General features: G+C 50.3%; 12 protein-coding genes. 8 read left to right on the top strand and 4 right to left on the bottom strand.

Annotation, left to right across the window (positions count from 1 at the left end; all coding sequences use genetic code 11):
• Positions 1–15: 15 nt before the first annotated feature.
• The 4 genes from dusB (at position 16) to D1627_RS11595 (ending at position 9,703) form a co-directional block, all read left to right on the top strand.
• Positions 16–1,011 carry a tRNA dihydrouridine synthase DusB gene (gene dusB, locus D1627_RS11610; RefSeq protein WP_119432396.1) on the top strand — a complete coding sequence of 332 codons (996 nt, stop codon included), beginning with the start codon at positions 16–18 and terminating at the stop codon, positions 1,009–1,011.
• A gap of 212 nt (positions 1,012–1,223) precedes the next feature.
• Entirely contained in the window at positions 1,224–2,060 is an 837-nt protein-coding gene (locus D1627_RS11605; protein WP_449421207.1) for a DMT family transporter, read from the top strand.
• 336 nt (positions 2,061–2,396) lie between these two features.
• The gene (locus D1627_RS11600; protein ID WP_119432394.1) at positions 2,397–7,559 is read left to right on the top strand and encodes a S8 family serine peptidase; all 5,163 of its coding nucleotides are present in this window, start codon (positions 2,397–2,399) and stop codon (positions 7,557–7,559) included.
• 155 nt (positions 7,560–7,714) lie between these two features.
• Entirely contained in the window at positions 7,715–9,703 is a 1,989-nt protein-coding gene (locus tag D1627_RS11595) for a Na+/H+ antiporter NhaC family protein (protein ID WP_233555608.1), read from the top strand.
• 96 nt (positions 9,704–9,799) lie between these two features.
• On the opposite strand, the gene D1627_RS11590 is transcribed toward D1627_RS11595, so the two are convergent.
• Together D1627_RS11590 and D1627_RS11585 are read right to left on the bottom strand one after the other, a co-directional pair.
• Complete coding sequence (locus D1627_RS11590; protein ID WP_119432393.1) at positions 9,800–10,735, bottom strand: GNAT family N-acetyltransferase; 936 nt, start codon at positions 10,733–10,735, stop codon at positions 9,800–9,802.
• Between the two features lie 107 nt (positions 10,736–10,842).
• Positions 10,843–12,024: a sensor histidine kinase gene (locus D1627_RS11585; protein WP_119432392.1), complete on the bottom strand. Its 1,182-nt coding sequence runs from the start codon at positions 12,022–12,024 to the stop codon at positions 10,843–10,845.
• A 113-nt stretch (positions 12,025–12,137) separates the two neighbouring features.
• On the opposite strand from D1627_RS11585, the gene hemA reads away from it, so the two are divergent.
• Entirely contained in the window at positions 12,138–13,421 is a 1,284-nt protein-coding gene (hemA, locus tag D1627_RS11580; protein ID WP_119432391.1) for a glutamyl-tRNA reductase, read from the top strand.
• 126 nt (positions 13,422–13,547) lie between these two features.
• On the opposite strand, the gene D1627_RS11575 is transcribed toward hemA, so the two are convergent.
• Positions 13,548–13,856 carry an ArsR/SmtB family transcription factor gene (locus D1627_RS11575; protein ID WP_025608763.1) on the bottom strand — a complete coding sequence of 103 codons (309 nt, stop codon included), beginning with the start codon at positions 13,854–13,856 and terminating at the stop codon, positions 13,548–13,550.
• Between the two features lie 121 nt (positions 13,857–13,977).
• On the opposite strand from D1627_RS11575, the gene D1627_RS11570 reads away from it, so the two are divergent.
• From D1627_RS11570 to D1627_RS11560, 3 genes are read left to right on the top strand one after another with little or no spacing between them, the layout of a single operon-like run.
• Positions 13,978–15,051 carry an anhydro-N-acetylmuramic acid kinase gene (locus D1627_RS11570; protein ID WP_119432390.1) on the top strand — a complete coding sequence of 358 codons (1,074 nt, stop codon included), beginning with the start codon at positions 13,978–13,980 and terminating at the stop codon, positions 15,049–15,051.
• Between the two features lie 57 nt (positions 15,052–15,108).
• Positions 15,109–16,341, top strand: coding sequence for a Glu/Leu/Phe/Val dehydrogenase dimerization domain-containing protein (locus tag D1627_RS11565; RefSeq protein WP_119432389.1), 1,233 nt, complete (start codon positions 15,109–15,111; stop codon positions 16,339–16,341).
• A 10-nt stretch (positions 16,342–16,351) separates the two neighbouring features.
• Positions 16,352–17,530 (top strand): mechanosensitive ion channel family protein, encoded by a 1,179-nt coding sequence (locus D1627_RS11560; protein ID WP_119432388.1) that lies wholly within the window; start codon positions 16,352–16,354, stop codon positions 17,528–17,530.
• A gap of 308 nt (positions 17,531–17,838) precedes the next feature.
• Here the strand turns inward: D1627_RS11560 and D1627_RS11555 are convergent, their stop codons facing one another.
• The gene (locus D1627_RS11555; RefSeq protein WP_233555607.1) at positions 17,839–20,352 is read right to left on the bottom strand and encodes an AsmA-like C-terminal region-containing protein; all 2,514 of its coding nucleotides are present in this window, start codon (positions 20,350–20,352) and stop codon (positions 17,839–17,841) included.
• Positions 20,353–20,378: the final 26 nt, after the last annotated feature.

The raw sequence follows: 20,378 nt of genomic DNA, 5'->3' as shown, positions 1-20,378 counted from the left end.
AATATAGATTTTGCTTTGGTAAAGATTGCTAACATAGAGCTAGGAGAGTTTCCGTTGCTGCTTGCCCCCATGGAGGACGTAAGCGACCCGCCGTTCCGTAAGGTATGCAAAGCCAACGGTGCCGACCTGATGTACACGGAGTTTATCTCTTCTGAGGGTTTGATACGTGACGCTGCCAAAAGCGTACAAAAACTCGACATTTTTGACTACGAGCGCCCTATCGGTATTCAGATTTTCGGTTCTGACATCGAGTCGATGCGCGAGGCGGCCATTGTTTCATCGCAGGCTGGCCCCGACCTGATAGATATAAACTACGGTTGCCCGGTCAAAAACGTGGCCTGCAAGGGCGCAGGTGCCGCTTTGTTGCGCGATATCCCTAAAATGGTAAAGATGACCGAGGAGATCGTGAAAGCGACCAACCTACCGGTTACCGTGAAAACCCGCCTGGGCTGGGACGAGAACACCAAATTTATTGTAGAAACCGCCGAAAGACTGCAGGACATCGGCATTAAAGCCCTGAGTATACATGGCCGCACCCGCGTGCAGATGTATAAGGGCGAAGCCGACTGGAGCCTGATTGCAGAGGTCAAGAATAACCCGCGCATGCACATCCCGATCTTCGGAAACGGTGACATCGACTCGCCGCAGAAGGCCCTGGAGTACCGCAACAAGTATGGCGTGGACGGCATCATGATCGGCCGCGCAAGTATAGGTTACCCCTGGATCTTTAACGAGATCAAACATTATATGAAAACCGGCGAGATTTTACCGGGGCCAACCCTGGAGGAGCGTGTGGAAGTATGCCGCCAGCACTTTACGCACTCGCTGGAGTGGAAGGGCGACAAACTCGGCATTTTTGAGATGCGCCGCCACTACACCAACTACTTCCGGGGGCTGCCGCACTTTAAGCCCCTGCGCATGAAGCTGGTGCAGTCCGAGGACATCCAGGAAATCTACGACACACTGGACGAGATTGCCCAAACCATGAGTTACGAGGCCGTGGAAAGATAAAACAGCTATACTAAAGCCCTTGCAAGCACCAGCCACTGCGAGGGCTTTTTTCTGTTTCTTGCTATTAGTTTTGCACCATCGCCCTCCTTTCAGATCATTCTTATACTTTTGCCCAGGATATTAAACGCCTAACTTTTACCGCCATCAAAACTGCAACTACTCCTGCCCCGGCCAAAGCCACTAATAACGCGCTGTCTTGGCTCCTAATTATCGTGCTCACGCTGATCTGGGGCACCTCATTCATACTTATGAAAAAGGGTTTGGTAGTTTACTCTTCGGGGGAGCTGGGCGCGTTGCGCATGGTGATTGCCTGCATGGCCTTGTTGCCATTCTCTTTGCAGCACATCCGGAAGGTGGAGCCAAGCCGCTGGAAGTACCTAGCGGGTAGCGGGGTGTTGGGTAATTTTCTGCCTGCGTTTCTGTTTGCCTACGCTGAAACCCGACTGGCAAGTGGGCTGGCCGGCGTGCTTAACTCCTTAACGGCGCTTTTCACCCTGCTGGTTGGCGCCATGTTTTTCCGGCAGTCTATTACCTGGCTGCGTATGCTTGGCATTTTGGTGGGCATTGCCGGTACAGCCATACTTATTTTTTCAGGAAATGGCAGCGCCGACCTCGATAACAAGTACTACGGCCTATATATTGTTATCGCCACAATTTGCTACGGCGGCAGTGTTAACATCATCAAGCACCGCCTCCACGACCTCAAGCCTTACGTAATCTCCGGCCTGGCTCTGCTTACCGTTGGCCCAATTTCGCTGGGCTATCTGCTTACCACAGACTTTGCGCATAAACTGCAGCATACGCCCGGCGCCTGGGAGGCCCTCATGTACATTGCCATACTTGCCGTGTTCAGCACGGCCATTGCCCTGGTGCTTTTCAACAAGCTCATCCACATTTCCACTACGCTGTTTGCCAGCTCCACAACTTACCTTATTCCAATTGTGGCCTTAATGTGGGGTGTGTTGGATGGCGAAACCATTGAGCTCTGGCACTATTTGGGCATGGTGATTATACTTGCCGGTGTATTTATAGTAAACCGAGCCAAGTAAGTCTTCTGCCCCACAGGGCCTAGTAGGCACACAGCGAGCCTTTTACATTAACAGCACAACATCAATCAGGTTTATAGGGCGTCTCCGGTATAGCACAAATTTTCTTTATAAAGTTTTACTACCCTAATAGCTTGCAATATCAGAATATTGCTATACATTTAGCGTGCTCAAAATTTACTCGAGCTCTTCTACCAATTTTCTAACCTATCACCTTTATTGATGAATCACCTGTACTTTAACGCAGGGCTATTGCCCCTGCTGTGCGCCAGCAACATGCTGCCTGCGCCTCCAGATGCCGTAACGCGGCTTTTTCAACACACTGATTATTAGCACATCATGAAAAAGCTACTTTCATATATTTCTGTGGCAATAATGGTTATGGCTACAGGGGGCGCCCATGCCCAGACAACCGGTAAAAGTGCGCTAAAAGCAAACCAGACAGAGCTGCAGCGCATGCGCACCGTGCTAGGCGAGAAGTACTCGCGCAACAAAGACTTGGCCTTGCAAATGGCAAAGCAACGCAATTGGGCAGTGCAGCAGGTGCAAGAAGATGGCACGCTTGCCTCTCTCGAAGGCATTGATGCACTTGGTTTTCCGGTATACTACATCACTCAGAACAATACCCGTGCGGCTGCCACTATCAGCACTAACCAGCTTTGGGCAGGTGGCTCTACAGGCCTTAACCTGAGCGGAAACAGTGCGATTCTATCGGGCAAGCTAGGCGTTTGGGATGGCGGCGCTGTACGCGCCACGCACCAAGAATTAACGGGCCGCATTGTGCAGCGCGATAATGTAACAAGCATTAGTGACCATGCCACCCACGTGTCGGGCACGATGATCGGTTCAGGTGTAAACGCGCTGGCTAAAGGCATGTCATTTGGCGCGCTTAACCTGCAGGCCTGGGACTTTAGCAACGATGGCCCGGAAATGGCCGCTGCCGCTGCCGGGCTCCTCATCTCTAACCACTCGTATGGCACTATTGCGGGCTGGCGCTACAACTCTAGCCGTGCTGGCACCACTTCTAACCCATACTGGGAATTTTATGGCAACCCAAACGTCAGCACTACGGAAGATGCCAACTTTGGCTATTACAATGACCGCGCTCGTGAGTGGGACCAGATTGCTTACAATGCCCCATATTACCTCATTGTAAAATCGGCGGGCAACAACCGCAGCGAAAACGGCCCGGCTATAGGGCAGCCTTTCTGGAAGCTAGACGCTAACGGTTACTGGACGCTGGTAACTGCACGCCCTGCAGGTATCAGCAGTAATAATGGCTACGACATTATCTCAACCTACGGAAACGCTAAAAATATACTTACAGTAGGTGCTGTGGAGCCGATCGCTAATGGCTACCGCGCCAAGGAAGATGTGAAGATATCCTCGTTCAGCTCTTGGGGACCTACTGATGATGGCCGTATCAAGCCCGATGTAGTCGGTAATGGTGTTGGACTTCTGTCCTCGATAGGTACAGCAGACAACACATATGCCAGTTACAACGGCACCTCTATGTCTTCTCCGAACGTCTCAGGCTCTCTTAACCTGCTTCAGGAATATTATCACAAGCTAAACGGCAACTTTATGCGTGCCGCTACCCTGAAAGGCTTGGCCATACATACTGCCGATGAGGCAGGTGCATCTCCTGGCCCGGACTATGTATATGGCTGGGGATTGGTAAACATGGAGCGCGCTGCCAATCTACTATCTAACAAAGGCAACAACTACCAACTGGCCGAGAAAACGCTGGCCGAAGGCGAAACTTATACTTTTAATGTTACTGCTTCCGGTAAAGGCCCGCTAATGATAACCATTTCCTGGACGGACGTGGAGGGCGAGACACTGCCATTTACGGCTGCAATGCTTAACAACCGCGCCCCAAGGCTGGTAAACGACCTGGACCTGCGCATAAGCAAAGGCCTTGAAGAGTATAAACCTTGGGTACTAGACCCAGCTAACCCTGCCAACCCGGCTGGCTTTGGCGACAACATCCTTGACAATGTGGAGCAAGTATATATTGCCAATGCTGTGCCTGGCGCCAGCTATACTGTAACTGTATCGCACAAAGGCACATTAACCCGTGGCCCACAGGCATATTCCATTTTAGCTAGCGGAGTAGGAGGCTCAGCATATTGTGCCTCCGGCGCAACTTCTGATGCCGACTCCAAGATCGACAGCTTCTCTTTTGCGGGAATCAGCAACACTTCAGGCACTAGCTGCTCTGCCTTTGCTGACTTCACAAACCTTACTGGCACTGCAGAACCTGGCCAAACCTTGCCGTTAAGCATAGGCTTAGGCACTTGCGGCGCGGAAAACAACAAAATCGCTAAAGTATTCATCGATTGGAACGGAAACAGCAGCTTTGACGATGCTGGTGAACTGGTTGCGACCAGCGGCACCGTAAGCGGCAGTGCTACATTCAACACAAGCATTACCGTGCCATCCTCAGTAACTCCAAATACCCAGACAAGAATGCGCGTGGTGTTGGTTGAGACGAATGATGCAGCCGATGTAAAGGCCTGCGGCACTTATGCCAAAGGAGAAACCCAGGACTACTTACTGCGTTTTGCACAAGCCTCTAAAGATGTGGGTGTGGCCAGCCTGGCCTTCCCGGATCAGAACCTGTGCGCAAACCCAAGCCAAGGCATTATTGTGCTGCTGCGCAACTATGGTACAGTGGCACAATCAAACATTCCTGTTACGGTTGCCATAACCAACAATAACGGGCAAACTACTACACTGACGGGCACCTACACTAGTTCGCTTCCTGCAAACGGTGAAGCACGCTTCTACATGCAGGGCAGCTTTAATGCACAGGCTGGCAAGACATATACTTTTGCCATGCATACCTCGCTTGCTGATGACCAGAACCCGGCTAACAACGCTAAAACTGAAACTCGCGTAGCCAGCAACCCGGCTGCAGCGCCTACCGCCACCGCCAGCATTTGCGCAGGCACGCAGGTAGCGCTAAAGAGCGCTGGCGACGGAACAACGTTCTGGTATGATGCCGCTATAGGAGGCAATCTGCTTGCCGCCGGCAACAACACAAGCATTCCGGCAGCCCCGGCTGGCAACGTACTCTTTGCTGCCCTTAATGATTTTACAGGGCAGGTTGGCCCGGCTGCCAAGACTAGCTTTACAGGCGGTGGCTACAACCAGTATGGCCCTTCTGTATATGTAACCGCCAAAGTGCCATTCATATTGGAGAGTGCAAGGTTATATATTGGCAACCCCGGTAAGATTACCTTCACAGTGGAGACACTTGCTGGCGTGCCTGTTTCAACAACCACGTTGGATGTGACAAATACCCGCACTCCGGCAGCCGCAGGAAGCGTTGCAGACGACCCGACTGACCAAGGCGCTGTATATCCGCTTAACCTGGCCTTCCCTAGTGCTGGCGACTATCGCATCTCTATTGCGTATGAGAATGGCGCTACCATTTTCAGAAACAACGCAGGCGTAACGGGCTATCCGTTTACAATCCCTAACGTGATGTCTATTACAGGCAACAGCGCGACAGCAGCTTCTTACTACTACTTCTACAATGTAAAAGTAAAAGCCTACGGCTGCGCCGGTCCGCGCGTGGTGGTTCCAGTTAATACCTCTGCTCCTGTTCAGGCTACTATCACAGCAGAGGGCGCTACAACTTTCTGCGAAGGAAACTCAGTAGTGTTGAAGTCGAACACAGGCACGGGTTATACTTATGCCTGGTTCAAGGGCGGGCAGGCTATTGCCGGAGCCACTGCAGCTACATACACAGCTACCACTTCAGCCGAGTACACAGTAAAGGTTACTAACGAACTGGGCTGCGATGCCACATCGGCGCCAACCACAGTTACAGTCAATGCATTGCCTCCTGCCACCGTTGTGATTGAGAAGGACTTCACCCCTGGCATTTGCCTTGGTGATGCGTTCTCGCAGACACTACGCGCAAAGCTTAGCACCCAAAACGCCATTTATACTTACCAATGGTATAAAGACGGTGCTCCAATTGCCGGAGCAGACCAAAGCACGTACACGGCCACAGCCAAAGGCAGCTATACCCTTGCCGTAGCTACAACCTGCGGAAGCACTGTTTCACAGCCAGTAGTACTTAACAACGATGTGGCCCAGATAACTGTGGAAAATGCAAGCGCTTGTGCTAACAGCAGCGCCACCATCAACGCCCAAACAAGCAGCGGGCAATTGTATTGGTACAGCGCAGCCACTGGCGGCGAGTTGCTCTACACAGGAAATAGCTTTACAACGCCTAAACTGGAAAGAGGCACTAGTTATTTTGTAGCTGCCAGCAACGCTACAGGAGGCAAGTTAAACTCCCCTAGCAGCACAACCGGGGGCTCCTATTCTTCCTTTACCGGAGGCCGCATGTATTTCGATGCCGCTGCACCTTTTGTTCTGGAGAAAGCCACCATCAACGTAGCCACTGCCGGCACCATGACAATCGGAATCATGGACATGGGCAAGAGCGATGTGATCGTGAATCGTGTAACGATAGAGGTAACCCCTGGCGTTAAAGAGTATACTTTAAACCTGGTAGTACCAAATGCAGGCACGGACTACGGCATACAAGTGATTGATTTTGGCGGCGGCGCTACGGCTTACCGTAACAATACTGCAAACGCAGCCACTTACCCTTATAAGCTTGACGGTTTAGTAAGCATCACGGGCAACAACCAGACGGCGCCAACCAGCTTCTATTACTTCCTGTACGAGTGGCAGGTAAGCACGCCAAGCTGTGCCACTGCAGCCCGCACGGAGGTTCCGGTAACCGTTACTACCCTGTCGGCGGCTATTGTAGCAGAAGGCCCTACCGAGTTCTGCGAAGGCGGCAGCGTGGTACTGAGCGCAAACACAGGCGTAAGTTCAGAAGAAGCATTGACCAATGGTTATACTTACCTCTGGTCTAACGGCGCTACCACGCCGAGCATTACAGCAAGTGCCGGCGGCAGCTACACAGTTACTCTTACCAGCAAATCATGCCAGGTTACCTCTGAAGCTATTGAGGTTATCATCCAACCGCTACCAGCTAAGCCAACTATAACGCAAAACAGCGCTGAACTTAGCTCTTCTGCTGCAGAAGGCAACCAGTGGTTCCTGAATGGCGTGGCTATAGAAGGCGCTACCGGCCAAACGCACACTGCCACAGCAAGCGGCAAGTACAACGTGCAGGTTACATCAGCGCAGGGTTGCTCCAACCTATCCGCAGATCTAAACCTGACACTGACTGGCCTGAGGGACTTCTCTGCTGAAAACGGGTTACAGGTAACACCTAACCCAACTAACGGGAAGTTCTCGATCAAGTATTCCACCACCAGTGCAGCGCCAGTACAGGTACGCCTAGTAAGTATGGTTGGCAAGGTAGTGTTTGTGGAAACTGCTAAAAACGTTGGCGCCACCTACACCCGTGAGCTTAACCTGCCAAACCTGGCCGACGGCATGTATGTGCTGCACCTGCAGCAAGGCAACCGAACCGTTACCAGAAAAGTAGTGGTAAGGCACTAGCTCTTTCTAATATTTAACAAAACCGCCCCTGCGCCATTGGTGCAGGGGCGGTTTTGTTTTAACCAAGCCGCAAGTATAGCCGCGATGGCATTATTTCAATGTTTATCAATTCTTTCTTAACTTAGGGAGTTTTGTAAAAACCCCACAAAAACTAAATGAAGCTACATAAGCCCCTCCTGAGCTTTTTGCTGCTCCTGCTGCTTACCGTGCAAGCCATGGCCCAGGATGCAATCTCGAAAGACGCTATAGAAGAATTACAACTGCAAGCCATCAATGACACGGCCTTTACCCTGCGCACCACCTCTGAGGAGGGCAACCTGGTAAAGTATAACGGGCCGCTACCCCTCCGGGTCAACGGGGATCTGCTGGAAACGGCATTCCTAAATGGCGAGGCAACGTTCTCGCTCTCCGAGCGCGCAGAATTGGTGCAAGTTAGCGCTAACATGGGCACCCACACCCTGGCAAGGCTCTATCGCCTCAACCCGGAGGCAGAGAATGGCGTGCGCGAGTTTCCGATGTGGCTTTCCATACTTCCACCACTCATTGCCATTGTGCTGGCCCTTATTTTCAGGGAGGTACTGCTGGCGCTCTTTGCAGGCATTTGGGTAGGCGGCTTCGTGATTTACGGGTTATCCGTTAAGTCTTTTTTCACAGGCTTGCTGGCTGTTGGCGATACGTACCTGATGGAGGCGCTCACCGACGGAGACCACGTTTCTGTAATCATCTTCTCGATGCTGATTGGCGGCATGGTGGCCATTATCTCTAAAAACGGAGGCATGGCCGGAGTGGTAAACCTGCTCTCACGCTATGCCAAATCAGCTAAAAGCTCGCAGGTGGTAACCTGGGTGCTGGGCGTGGCAATATTTTTTGATGATTATGCAAACACGCTGATCGTGGGCAACACCATGCGCCCCGTAACCGACGGGCACCGCGTATCCCGCGAGAAACTGGCTTACCTCGTTGACAGCACAGCTGCCCCGGTAGCGGCCATTGCCTTCGTAACCACCTGGATCGGTGCAGAGCTAGGATACATCAAAGATGCAGCCATCAGCCTTGGCATTGAAGAAGGCGCTTATTCCATGTTCTTCCACTCGCTGGAGTATGCTTACTACCCAGTGCTTACATTGGTATTTATGCTGATGCTGATCCTGATGAACCGCGACTTTGGCACCATGCACAAAGCCGAGATGCGTGCCCGCACCACGGGTGCCGTTACCTCGTCCAGCCTGGATGAAAGTGGCCAGGAAAGACAGCAACAGGAAATGGCCGAGTTTGAGCCCGTAGACGCCACACGCACCCGTGCGGTTAATGCCTTGCTCCCGGTGCTTACCGTTATTTTCGGCACAGTTATCGGGTTACTTTATACGGGTTATGCCCCCGAAGTATGGGCTGATACCAGCATGGGCTTTCTGCGTAAGCTATCAACTACCATCGGCGATTCCAACTCATATGTAGCATTGGTATGGGCCTCCCTGAGTGGTGTGATTGTGGCTATTGCCTTAACGGTAAGCCAGCGCATCATGAGCCTCACATCTACCATGGAATCACTGGTGGTAGGCTTTAAAACGATGCTCCCGGCCATACTTATACTTGTGCTGGCCTGGTCTTTGGCGGCTGTAACCAAGGAGCTGTATACGGCCGAGTACCTTACTTCGCTGTTCTCAGGCAACATTTCGCCGCAGTTCCTGCCGGAAATTACGTTCTTCCTGGCTGCCATCATCGCGTTCTCGACGGGCTCTAGCTGGGGCACTATGGCCATACTTTACCCGCTGATGCTACCCGCTGCCTGGTATGTGTGCCAGCAACAAGGCTACCCGATGGATGAGACCATGCCGATCATCTACAATGTAATCTCAGTGGTACTGGCTGGCTCCGTTTTCGGCGACCACTGCTCCCCAATCTCAGACACTACTATTTTGAGCTCGCTTGCCTCAGGCTGTAACCACATAGACCACGTAAAAACGCAACTGCCCTATGCTGTTACAGTAGCACTGGTAGCTAACATTGTCTGCACGAATCTTTCCAGCTTTGGGGTGCACTGGCTACTGGTTTACCTGATCGGCGCAGTTATACTTTGGGGCTTCATTAAGATTTTCGGTAAGAAGAACGAGGAGGTAGTTGTTCCTGCCACAGAAATGGCATAAAGCTATCTATTCATCTTACCTTAAATTAAAAAGCGTCGGGCTACCCCTATCTGAAGTAGCTCGACGCTTTTTTCATGCTTATACTTTATACTTTGGCTAGAGCCTCAATTCGTAAAAATCGTGCATTACAGCGCGTGCGCCGTAGCTTTCCTTGTTCCACACCAACCCTTCGTTTAGATACTTGCCGGCCTGCTCCGTAGAAATACCAAAGCTAAAGTATGATTTGTGGGAGTATACTTCTTGTAGAAGCCAATCTACCAACAGGTCTAAAGCACTTGCCTTGCGGCCCTCTGCAGAGGCTCCCATGTATTGGCAGTGCGCTACCGTTGCTGTTTCATACACGAGTATGCCGGCAAGCAGTTCATCACCCAAAGTTGCCGTGTACAGCTTTATGTTTTCCGGGAAGCGCGCCGCCAGCAGTTCTATTTCGGCTGCCGTATGCACTGGCACCAGGTTATAGCGCTCCTGCAGCACCTGCTGCTCCAGCTGCATAAAGGCCCCATAGGATGTAGCTAATTGCAACTGCAGTTCGCTTTTGCTGGCCTTGCGCACCTCCCACCTACGGGTTTTACTATAAGTCAAAGCGTTAGCCATAGCTATTACCGAGTTTACGTCTCTTCTGTAAAGTATGGCTTCATGCCTGAAAAGGGCGTACAGGTCTTCCTCGGCGGGTAACTGGTGATAAATATGCGGGATGGCTTTATACTTTATACTTCGGAAACCCAGCCCGGCAAAGTATGTTTTCATGGCTTTTACAACCTCCAGCATCAGCGCGGCCTTCATGCGTTTATCCGTGATAAAACCGCCATAACTCAGGCCGCCGTGGCTCTCAATCCCCTCCTCCGCCTCATTTGCGGGCAGCAGTGCAACCAGCTTGCTCTTATGGTAAAACAGCAGCGAGTGGTCGGTAAAGCGTTCGGCATGATACTCCATGTAATCGCGCAGCAGCAAAAAGGTGCCATTCTTTGATGTCCGCACAAAGGCATTCCAATTCAGTTTATGCGTTGCGCTATACTTTACTACTTCCAGCATTAGCTTGACAAAAGATTACGAGACAAAGAACAAAAGACATTTCTCATACTTTTCATCCGCCCTGAATTCTCTAACTTTTTAACTCTCTAACTCTTTAACTCTCTACCCTACCTGTTCAGCACGATACGGAAAGTGGTGCCTTTTCCTACCTCCGACCATTTCACGTAAAGTTTGCCCTCGTGGTAATTGTCGATGATGCGTTTGGCAAGCGCCAGGCCCAAGCCCCAGCCACGCCGCTTAGTAGTATAGCCAGGCAGGAAAACAGAATCGACTTTGCTCTTGGGAATGCCTTTGCCCGTATCCGTGATATCTACGGCAATGCTGCCTTTCCCCAGTAACACTAACTGTATGTTTATACTTCCGCGGCCCTCCATCGCATCCACAGCATTTTTGCAGATGTTCTCGATCACCCAATCATACAACGACACGTTGACCTTAGCAGTAATTTCGGGCGCAAAAGCCGACTCCACAGTAAAGGTAACTTTTCGTGAGATTCGGTTTTGCAGGTAATTGATAGCGTTTTCCGTAACCTCCAGGATGTTCTCGTCGCGCAGGGTTGGCACCGAGCCAATATTAGAAAAGCGCTCCGTAATCACCTCCAATCGGCGCACGTCTTTGCCCAGCTCCTCCAGAATTGGCTCGTTCTCAAACTTCGGGTTAGCCTTGATGTACTCGTACCAGGCCATAAGCGAGGAGAGTGGCGTGCCCAGTTGGTGCGCTGTTTCCTTGGCCAGGCCTACCCATACCCTGTTCTGCTCGGCGCGGCGCGAGTAACTAAAGGCAAAGTATGCCACCAACGCGAAACAGGAAATAACGATCAGCTGCACATAAGGGTAGTAACGCAACTGCGAAAGCAACTCTGAATCCTTGTAAAACACGTAGTTAACCGACCCTTCAGCCCAGGGCACCACAATCGGCTCGTGCTGGGCTTTCATCTTCTCTATTTCGCCCTGCAGGTAATTATTTATTTTATCAGGCTTATCCGAAATGTTTTCGGGTATACTTATGTTCTTGGAATCGAGAATATTCTCGTTTTCATCCGTCAGGATAACAGGAACCGTGGTGTTGGAGGAAAGAATCTCTTCTTCGATGAACACGATGTTGTCGTCGCTGGGAGCATTTATCATGTAGCGTAAGCCCTTGGCGTACAGCTGCACTAGCTCCTGCTCGCGTTCCGATAACTTGCTGACAAGTATGTTTGTATAGGTAATGGTAGCGGCACCAATAATCAGAGCAATGATAACAACTATAAGCTTTATCCTGTTCTTCTGGGAGTAGATGGGAATCATGCAGTAAACACGTAATTTATTTGAAATTAGTATAAATTAAACATAGCGGGCAAGTAAGTTTCATTTTAAAAAATTGAGCTTTACCTTTGTACCCTAGTAGAACCCACGTTATTATGCTTCAGAATTTTAAAGCAATCAGCCTGTCGTATAAGAAAGCGCCGTTGGATATCAGGGAACTGATTGCCTTAGACGAAACCTCCTGCAGGCTTTTTCTACAGACGCTCAAAGGCTTTATTCAGGCTTCTGACATATTAGTACTCTCTACCTGCAACCGCACCGAAGTATACTACAACGCTGATATTGATTATAGTACCGAAATTGTAAAGCTGCTTGGCATTACCAAGGGCATTGATAATATTACCAAGTACTTCGATTTTTTCACCATCGTGAACGAGCACGACGATGCTGTGCAGCATCTTTTTGATGTTTCGATGGGGCTGGAGTCTCAGGTGGTAGGCGATATGCAGATCTCGAACCAGGTGAAGACGGCGTACCAGTGGAGTGCCGACAACGAAACCGCCGGCCCTTTCCTTCACCGCCTGATGCACACGATTTTCTTCACCAACAAGCGCGTAGTGCAGGAAACCTCCTTCCGCGATGGTGCCGCCTCTACCTCGTATGCCGCTATTGAATTGATCGAGGAGCTCACGACAGATATTATTAACCCAAGCATTTTGGTGGTAGGCTTAGGCGAGATTGGTGCCGATGTTTGCCGTAACCTTAAGGATCTTGGGTATAAAAACGTAAAAATCACGAATCGTACCCAGGCCAAAGCAACAGCACTGGCCCAGGAATGCGGCATGGAAGTGCTTCCGTTTGAGAATATCGTTCAAGGCCTGAAGGATGCCGATGTGATCATCTCATCAGTAGCCCGCGAAACGCCTTTCTTCACCAAAGAAATGATCCAGCGCCTGAACGTGCTCACGTTTAAGTTCTTTATCGACCTGTCTGTGCCGCGCAGCGTAGAGCAGGATGTAGAGAACGTGCCGGGCGTGTTGGTTTATAACATTGATACCATTCAGAATAAAGCATCGGAGGCATTGCAGCGCCGCATCAACTCTGTACCGAAGGTTAAGGAGATTATCACAGAATCCATTGAGCAGTTCAACGACTGGTCGAAAGAGATGATGGTGTCGCCGACGATCAACCGCTTGAAGAACGCGTTGGAAACTATTCGGCAGGAGGAGATGGCCCGCTACATGAAAAAGATGGGCCCGAAAGAAACGAAGCTGATCGACAACATCACAAAGTCTATGATGCAGAAAATCATTAAGTTACCAGTGCTTCAACTGAAGGCTGCCTGTAAGCGCGGCGAGGCCGAAACACTGATCGATCTGCTGAACGACCTGTTTAACCTCGAAAACCAACCCGAAGAAGCAGATCATAAATCTGTGTAAACGGTACATTTTTTTTAGTAAAAAAACGGCTGCGGCCTCCGCGAATTTTCACTTAGTGTGAAATACGGAGACCGCAGCCGTTTTTTCTCCTGGCAGAGAATGGTAGCCTTCGGTTGCTTGTAGCGCTTAAATATCGATGCAGCATTCTTCCAGGCAGTCGATCACATCGATCAGCTTTGGAATAGCCAAGGAGTAGTAAATCTTCGTTCCCACTTTAAAAGACGAGAGCACGCCCTTGTCTTTCAGTGTAATCAGGTGTTGCGATGCGATAGCCTGAGGCAGGTCTAACTGCTTATATATTTCGGTAACAGTCATTTTATCCTCTTTCCCGAGTAAATCCACTATCGCTAATCTTTTAGGGTGGGCCAACACTTTAAGCATGGCTGCCGCCTTATCTATCTTCTTCGACTCAACTCTTGACAACAAACTTTTCATAATTAAAATTATACCTAACAGTTTCTACAAATCAATTTTCAATCTCATTCATAATAAGATATATACGAAGCCTGCACTATTTGGCTGAAAATCATTGCCGTGCTTTTACTATTTTTGGCTAATGGATACTTCTTATCATGTAATCGGGCTAATGTCAGGCACCTCGTTAGACGGCCTGGACATAGCACATTGTAGATTTACGTATGAATCCAAAAATTGGATATATGATATACTAAATACTACTACATTAATATATTCCGATGAACTAATTGGCCAACTCCAAGGCGCCGAGACTGCAACCGCCCTTGAGTTGGTAGCGTTAGACCATGCCTTCGGCAGTTTTATCGGCCAACGGGTTCAGGAATTTGTACAACAACACGAGATACAGCCAGATTTTGTTGCCTCGCACGGCCATACTATCTTCCACCAGCCCGGCAAACACATCTCGTTGCAGCTGGGACATGGAGCATACATCGCGGCAAACTCCAATTTACCCGTCATCTGTGACTTCCGAACGCTGGACATAGCTCTTGGCGGGCAGGGCGCACCACTGGTACCAATTGGTGATGCGCTTCTTTTCGGGGACTATGACTACTGTATAAACCTGGGAGGTATTGCCAATGTTTCTTATGCACAACAGGGCAAACGCCTGGCTTTTGACATTAGCGCTTGCAATATGCTGCTCAACTCATTGGCTAACAGCGTGGGCAAGCCCTATGATAACAACGGTGATTTGGCCCGCTCCGGTTCCTTACAAGAAACTCTTTTAGAGCAACTTAACAAGCCAGCATACTTTTCTGAGCCTGCACCAAAGTCTTTGGGCAAGGAATGGGTGCTAGAGTATAGCCTCAAAAGTATAGCAGAAAGCAATACGCCTGTAGCTGACAAATTACATACCACCTGTGTGCATATCGCGCAGCAGATAAAACTGGCTTTGCCGCTACTCCACGATGGGCAGCACCGCGTACTGTTAACCGGCGGTGGTGCCTTTAATTTATACTTGGTGGAGCTGATCCGTGAGCAGCTGGGGCCAAAGTATACTGTGGAGGTCCCAAGCCCGGAGGTGGTTTCGTTTAAAGAGGCGTTGATTTTTGCCTTTCTGGGGGTATTGCGCTGGCGCGGGGAGTATAACTGCCTGAGCAGCGTAACCGGTGCCAGCCAAAACAACATTGGCGGCGCTATTTACCTTTGCTAAGGCCCTGCTTAATTTCGTAGCTTTGCTTACATAACTGCATTACAATAAGATAATAGCATGAAAGACTTACTTGCCAAATTCGAGAATAAGCAACCTGAAATAGTTTTTGAGTGGAAAGACCCCGAGACTGAAGCAGAGGGCTGGGTAGTGATAAACTCGCTGCGCGGCGGCGCGGCCGGCGGTGGTACGCGTATGCGCAAGGGCTTGGATAAGCGTGAGGTGGAATCGTTGGCGAAAACCATGGAAGTAAAATTTACCGTGTCTGGCCCGGCCATCGGAGGCGCTAAGTCCGGCATTAATTTCGATCCTGCTGACCCGCGCAAGCGTGGCGTGCTGGAGCGTTGGTACAAAGCCGTTATTCCTCTGCTAAAAAGCTACTACGGCACAGGCGGCGACCTGAACGTGGACGAGATACACGAGGTAATCCCTATTACGGAGGACTATGGCCTGTGGCACCCGCAGGAGGGTGTGGTAAACGGGCATTTTAACGCCACAGAGCCTCAGAAGATAAACAAGATCGGGCAGCTGCGCCAGGGTGTGATCAAAGTTATAGAAGACCCGCACTTCTCCCCTTCCACGGCTCGCAAGTATACCATCGCTGATATGATTACGGGGTTTGGTGTGGCCGAGGCCGTGCGCCATTTTTATAGCATCTGGGGTGGCAAGTTTGAGGGCAAGCGCGCCATTATACAAGGCTGGGGAAATGTGGGTGCAGCAGCAGCATATTACCTTGCCTCGAAAGGCGTAAAAGTAGTTGGCATTATTGACCGGGCCGGTGGTTTGGTCAAAGAGAGTGGCTATACTTTCGAGGAGATCACTGATCTGTTTCTGAGTCGCCAGGGCAATGCCTTGAACCCAGACACAGCAGGCATCATACCATTTGAGGAGGCGAACAGCCGCATCTGGGATTTATCTGCCGAGATTTTCATACCTGCGGCGGCCTCCAGGCTTGTATCGCGCGAGCAGGTAGAGCGCATGATCAGCAGTGGCATGGAAGTAATCTCTTGTGGCGCCAACGTTCCCTTCCAGGACCCAGAGATCTTCTTCGGCCCAACCGGTGAGTTTGCCGACCGCAACCTGTCCCTGATCCCGGATTTTATTGCGAACTGTGGTATGGCCCGTGTATTTGCTTACCTTATGGAGAGTGAAGTGGAAATTACCGATGAAGCAATCTTTACCGACATCTCAGACACTATTCGGGTAGCACTGGAGAAATCCCATGAAAAGCAGGTGCAACGCACTGAGATTGCAAAAACCAGTTTTGAGATTGCCCTGAGCCAACTGCTCTAAATCTTCACCTATGAACCTGGAAAAGTTTTTTTTAGACAGCAGGGTGTTGCAATACGAGTTTCTAGGCAATACGCTGGCCGAGTACCTGATTTCTGCAGGCATCTTACTATTTGGCTTTATCTTCAAGACCGTTCTATCGCGCCTGCTTTCCGGGTTGATGTACAGGCTCGGAAGCCGCTTCTGGAGTGAGGAGAACCTGCCTGCATTTAGGCGCCTGCTTATACAGCCGCTGGAAGTGTTGCTGTTTCTGGTGTTTTTATACTTGTCGTTTCAGGTGCTAGATTACCCTTTGGAGCCAAGCGACCTGCGCAAAGGCGACCCGTTCCTGAAGACCTTCTTATTTCGCACCTACCAGGTATTTGTGATTGTAGCGCTAACCTGGGTGCTGTTGCGCTTCGTGGATTTTATAGGCTTGGTATTCAAGCATCGCGCCGAGTTAACCGCCTCGAAGCTGGATGACCAGCTTGTGCCATTTTTCAAGGATTTCACGAAGGTGATGGTCGTGGTTTTCTCTTTCTTGGTGATGCTTGGCTCTGTGTTTGATGTGAACGTGACTGGCCTTGTTGCCGGACTTGGTGTGGGTGGCCTGGCCATTGCATTTGCCGCCAAAGAGAGCCTGGAAAACCTCTTAGCATCCTTCACCATCTTTCTCGATCAGCCCTTTATGGTAGGCGACCTGGTGCAGGTAGGCGATCTGGTTGGTGTTGTAGAAAAGATCGGCTTCCGGAGCACGCGCCTGCGCACGCTGGAGAAAAGCTTCGTAACGCTGCCAAACAAGCACATGATTGATAAGCCATTAGATAACCTGACGCTGCGCACGTTCCGCCGAGCCAAGTTCGACATCAATCTAACGTACGACACTACTTCTGAGCAGATCCGGGCCATTACCCGCGACATACAGGAATACATTGATCAGCACCCGCGTACCAATCAGGATGGCCGCATTCGCTTCCTGAACCTTGGCGCGCACTCTAAAGATGTAATGGTGCTATACTTTGTGGATACAATGGACTGGAATGAGTTTATCGACATTAAGGAGGAGATTAATTACCGCATTGTGGAGATTGTAGAACGGCATGGAGCAGAGTTTGCCTTCCCAACACAAACTCTATACATGCACACGCAGACACCTGATAAGCCAAAGCCTCTTGCATCGGCTGCACACTTTAATAATACTGATTTCAAATAAGCAGAAATAAAAAAGCCGGAGAAGCTCCGGCTTTTTTTTCACCCTTATTTCTTAAGATTCATATGATCTCCATTGATTTGAAAAAATGTAATTTATCTTCTCTCTAATTATGTTCAACGAAAGTTTACAATAGTAACTTAATTGCAGTTTTGGTTTCTTATAACGACCATTTGTAGCCTTAGTTTCATTAAAAGTATAATTTTTCCTACTTAACTACTTATTTTAGAAGTAAACGTGCCCTATCTCTGTGTAAACAAATAATAGGGAAGCATATATATTATCCTAAACCTTGGGCTTGGTGGTATAATTTAGTCGAAATCGAAGTATTCGTTTTCTTGGAGTTCCACCTCTTTTTCCTTGGTTTGCGGCTTCTTGCCTCGCAGTAGGTCGCGCAGCTCCTGCCCCTCCTGCTTCAGGTCTGTTTTAATCTTTTGCCGCACGCGCTCGTCGTCATAAGCAATCTTAAAATCGCTCTCGCTGCCCTTCAAGGTCAGGAAGAGGTTGCTGTTGCCGGCATTTGGGTCCTCAGCCACGGTGCCGTAGCGTGCGTCCTTGTCCGGGCGGCGGCTATGGAAAAGTGGGAGTTTGATCTTGTAGTCCATTCGCTGGTCAAAAGTATGCGTGCCGGATACCGACACCACAGGCGCTGCGGACAGGTTTGAGCGGATATCCATTTCAGGTATAAAAATGGTGCCCTGCTGTATCCAGAACGAGTTATGCAGCTCCGCAAAATTCATATTGGCCAATTCTGTGCGCTTCACGAAGGCAGACATCTTCTGCATGGGCGGGAAGTTGATCAGCTGCCCGCTGCGCACGGTTGCCACTATCTCGGCCTGCAGCAAATCAGTGATCGGGTTAAGCTGGCTGTCAAAGTATACATCCGACACGATGTTGGCCGTTAGTTGGCCGCGCAGGTGCCGCTGCTCAATAAAATTCTGATGAAAGTTCTCGAACACGTAGAAGAGGCTATCCACGTTCATGTTATTCAGCTTTGCGGCGGTGCTCACCTTAATATGGTTGCGCGAGCGGGCATCCAGGTTACCGCGCACCGCAAAGTCGCCGCCAATGGCCCGAAACGAGATATTTGCCGTAGATAGCACCTGGTTGCGCAGCTTTACCTCGCCCCGGATGTTCTTGCCCCTGAACCTACGGAACCGGAGCCTGTCGATGGAGGCGCTCAGGTCGAAAGCAATGTTTGGCGACACGATGAGCTTGTAGCTTTCGCCGGTGCGGGCTGCTTCCGGTGTGTTCAGCTCCTCGCTTAGCAGCTGATCGAAGTTCAGGTACTTGCTACTGAAGTCAGCTTCTACGAGCAGGCGTTGGTTCTCCAGCAGCAACCAAGCCATAACGTTCTTAAACATCCCGTTAACGGCAAAGTCAGACTCGCCCAGCTTGCCCTTAAAATCCGATACGCCAACATCATTCCGTTTGAACATGAAGTTGCCGCTCAGGTTACTTAAAGGCAGTGGCAGCTCCTGCAACGCCAGCGATACGTTGTGCAGCGTTACTTCGCCGGTAGTGTTCAGGGTGCTGTTGCCAGGGCGGGCCTTAAACTCATTAACGTTACCCGAGAAGGCAATGCGCACATCGGCCAGGCCACTGCCACTCCGTACCTGCTCCAGCTTAGCCAGGCCCAGTATATAGCCTACATCCAGCATGCCCTGCACATCAAAGGCAATGTAGGGGTTCTCGAAGTTGCTATACTTTAGGTTGCCTTTAAACGGGCGCCCATTAAGCACGCCGCTCAGTTCTTTCAGCTCTAAGGCAGAGGTTGCTGCAGTATGCTTCTCACCATTGGTAAAACTCCCTTTCAGGTTGATCTTATCCACACGCTGTTGCACATCGGGGTGGAAAAAGGAGGCATTGCGCGCACCGAAGCTAACGTTAACCTGAGGCGTATACTTTCCGGAGGCCTTCCCTTTTACAGTGCCGTTAAAGTATATCTCGCCTTCGCTGCGGTACTGCGCCAGCTCCTGCGTCATGGATTGGGGCAGCAACGAAAGCAGCGACTGTATGTTCGTGTTCTTGCCCTCTAGTTTCAGGTCCAGCTCTGTGTCTTTCCCTCCATAGGCAATTGTGCCGCCCAACTCGTAAGCTGCCTGCTCTACCTCCACTACCGAGGGTTGCAAGGCTATTGTTTGCGCCTGCCGGTTTATACTTAGCGCCGTGGCCAGGTTTACGCGCTTGTCCTTAAAGTATTCTCCGGTGCTGAGCTTGATCGTCTGGATCGTGGCCTGCCCCTTTGCTTCGATAGCTATGGTTTCCGGTGAAATGGCCAGCGCAGCCGCCAGGCTATGCGCGCTTACCTCATAGGTCTGCTTTTGCTGCTGATCGATGTAGTGCAGCCGCACCTCATCCAGGTTTATCTGTTCCAGGTCAAAAGAAAATTCGCTTTCTTCGGTAGTCGTAGTGTCTGTAGCGATGACCTGGTAGTTCACGGTGCCATCGGGAAGCACCTTGACGTATACTTCGCCTTGTTCCATGTAAAACTGCTTTACGCTATACTTGCCCCGCACCACATCCCAGAGGCTGAATGTAAAGTATAGCTTATCGGCCCGCGCCAAAGACTCCTCGCTTTCCGGTAGCCCCTCGTGCACGTTTACCTGGTCCAGGGTTACGGCCACCTGCGGAAACTTATCGAACAGCGAGAGCGAGATTTGCTGCACATCCACTTTTGTTTTGATGTGCTTGTTGGCTTCGGCCACAAAAAGCTCGATTATTTTATCCTGATATGCATACACCAGTGCCAACGCCATGCCCACCGCCACAACTAATCCTGTGGCCCCATAAAATAGCACTTTTTTTACCGCTCCTTTTCTCACGCGCCGAAAGTTCAGATTTATAGCAT

The organism is Pontibacter oryzae (assembly GCF_003576375.1).
GTDB classification, from domain to species: domain Bacteria; phylum Bacteroidota; class Bacteroidia; order Cytophagales; family Hymenobacteraceae; genus Pontibacter; species Pontibacter oryzae.
This window is presented reverse-complemented; position numbering and strand designations above follow the sequence as displayed.